At 64.2% G+C, this 2520-nt stretch carries 3 protein-coding genes; 1 reads left to right on the top strand and 2 read right to left on the bottom strand.

Going from position 1 to position 2520, the window contains the following annotated elements; genetic code table 11:
* On the top strand, nt 1-538 hold a 538-nt coding region (locus EN939_RS29585; RefSeq protein ID WP_127271219.1), incomplete at its 5' end, for a class II aldolase/adducin family protein.
* A gap of 104 nt (nt 539-642) precedes the next feature.
* On the opposite strand, the gene EN939_RS29580 is transcribed toward EN939_RS29585, so the two are convergent.
* Together EN939_RS29580 and EN939_RS29575 are read right to left on the bottom strand one after the other, a co-directional pair.
* Nucleotides 643-1914, bottom strand: coding sequence for a CaiB/BaiF CoA transferase family protein (locus EN939_RS29580; RefSeq protein WP_127271217.1), 1272 nt, complete (start codon nt 1912-1914; stop codon nt 643-645).
* A gap of 35 nt (nt 1915-1949) precedes the next feature.
* On the bottom strand, nt 1950-2520 hold a 571-nt coding region (locus tag EN939_RS29575; protein WP_164751325.1), incomplete at its 5' end, for an oligopeptide/dipeptide ABC transporter ATP-binding protein.

The raw sequence follows: 2520 nt of genomic DNA, 5'->3' as shown, positions 1-2520 counted from the left end.
GACAAGCGGCATGATGATCACGCCGACGGGAATAGCTACAAGCGCGCTTCGGCCGGAGCAGATGGTGCCGATGCAACTCGATGGCAGCTGGGAGGGGGCGTTCCGGCCGTCGAGCGAATGGGAAATGCACGCCGAGATCTACAAGGCTTTCCCCGAGGCCGGTGCCGTCGTGCATGCCCATCCCGACCATTGCGTGGCGCTATCGTGCCTGCGCGAGGGACTGCCGCTGTTCCATTACATGGTCGCGGGTTTCGGTGGCGATGATGTGCGCTGTTCGGACTATGCGCTGTTCGCGTCAAGCGAACTGGCCAAGGTTGCCGTCGTCGCGCTCAAGGACAGGTCGGCCTGCCTGCTCGCCAATCATGGCATGATCGCTTTCGGCGGCGATCTCGACACGGCGCTCGTCCGCACCATCAAGCTCGAGACCTTGGCGCGGCAATACCTTTTGGCGCGCAGCGCCGGTACACCGGTGCTCATCGAGGGCAGCGAGATCGCCGCCATTCGGGGGCGGTACAAGAATTACGGCCAGCAGAAGTAGCCGGCCGAGCAATTCCGGGAGCGGCTCTTCGCGCTCTTGAAGTTAAGAACCACCAGTCGTCGAACCGCAAATGCGAGACGAGGGCTGCCACGTTCCGTGGAAGATCAGGCGGGGATCGGTTCGGCGGCAGGCGCATAGACGCTGACAGCCCCGGAGCCGATCAGTTGGTCGATGGTCTCGGCGCTGTAGCCGAGCACGTCGGCCAGCACGGCAGCTGTGTCCTGGCCCAGCATCGGCGGCGCGGTAAAGTCGGCGGTCAGCTGCGCGGCAAGTCCCTGTGCCGGGCGCACCATGGCGACGGAGCCGAGATGCGGATGCGGCAAGGTCTGGACGAGGCCACGCTCACGCACATTGGGACTGTCGAAGACTTCCGGTATCGATTTTACGGTGCCGGCCGGCACGCTGGCGGCGGCGCAGGTTGCCATCCAGTGGTCGCGCGTCCGCGTCTTGAAGGCAGCCGCCAATTCGGGGATCAAAGCCTCGCGGTTGGTGGCACGCGCGCCTGCCTTGATGAAGCGCGCATCCCCAGCCAGATGTGGCAGATCAAGGACCTTCTCGCACAGCGCCGCGAACTGGCGGTCATTGCCGACGGCCAGCGCGAAGCCGCCATCGGAGGCCTCGAATATCTGATAGGGGACAACCGTCGGATGCGCATTGCCGTAGCGGGCGACCTCGCGGCCGGTGTTGAGGTAACCGCTGCCGATATTGATCAGCAGGCTGAGCGCGCAGTCGATCAGCGACAGGTCGAGGAACTGGCCCTTGCCGGTCGTCGCGCGCTCGTAAAGCGCTGCCAGGATCGACTGCGTCGAGACCATGCCGCAGACGATGACGGTGATGGCGACGCCGACGCGCATCGGCTCGCCATTGCTCTCGCCAGTGATGGCCATCAGGCCGCTTTCGGCCTGCATGACGAAATCATAGCCGGGCCGTCCGGCATCGGGCCCGGTCTGACCATAGCCGGAGATCGAGCAGTAGATCAGCCGCGGGTTTGGCGCGCTGAGTTCCTTGAAACCGACGCCGAGGCGGTCGGCGGTGCCGGAGCGGAAATTCTCGACGACGATGTCGGCCTTCGCCGCCAGTTCGCGCACGATGGCCAGCCCCTGCGGGCTTTTCATGTCGAGCGCGATGCTCTGCTTGCCGCGATTGGCGCAGAGATAGTAGGTCGAGACACCCTTGTAGCTCGGCACCGACCACGCCCTGGTGTCGTCGCCGCCATCTATGTTCTCGATCTTCCAGACCTCGGCGCCGAGATCGGCAAGGCTCATCGTTGCCCAAGGACCGGCGAGCACGCGGGAAAGATCGAGAACCTTGATGCCTTCGAGCGGCAGGCGCGCGGATCCTGCCGTACCGGCATTCTCGGAATGGTCCTCAGTCACGATCAAGATTCCTTCGGGTGAATTCGGCAGGCCAATCACACAGTCTTGAACGTGTTGACCGGCTCCGGAAAATGACAGGCGACGCGATGCGAACCGCCAGCCGGATCGAGCGGCGGTTCGACGGCAGCGCAGATCGCCTGCGCCTTGAAGCAGCGCGTGCGGAAGCGGCAGCCGGATGGTGGGTTGAGCGGGCTCGGCACGTCACCGGTCAGTACGATGCGCTCGCGCTTGCGCTCCTTCTCGGGATTGGCGAGCGGCACCGCCGACAGCAGCGCCTGCGTGTAGGGATGCAGCGCCCTCGAATAGAGTTCGGCCGCGGGTGCGATCTCTACGATCTTGCCGAGATACATCACCGCGACCTGGTGCGAGATGTGGCGCACGACCGAAAGATCATGTGCGATGAACAGATAGGATGTGCCGAAAGACTGCTGGATATCCCTGAGCAAATTGAGCACGCCAGCCTGCACCGAAACATCGAGCGCCGAAACCGGTTCGTCGAGGATCACCACTTGCGGGTTCAGCGCAAGCGCCCGGGCGATGACGACACGCTGGCGCTGGCCGCCTGACAGTTCGTGCGGATAGCGCTTGCCATGCTCGGGATTGAGC

Source organism: Mesorhizobium sp. M7A.F.Ca.CA.002.05.1.1 (assembly GCF_003998335.1).
Taxonomy (GTDB): Bacteria; Pseudomonadota; Alphaproteobacteria; order Rhizobiales; family Rhizobiaceae; genus Mesorhizobium.
This window is presented reverse-complemented; position numbering and strand designations above follow the sequence as displayed.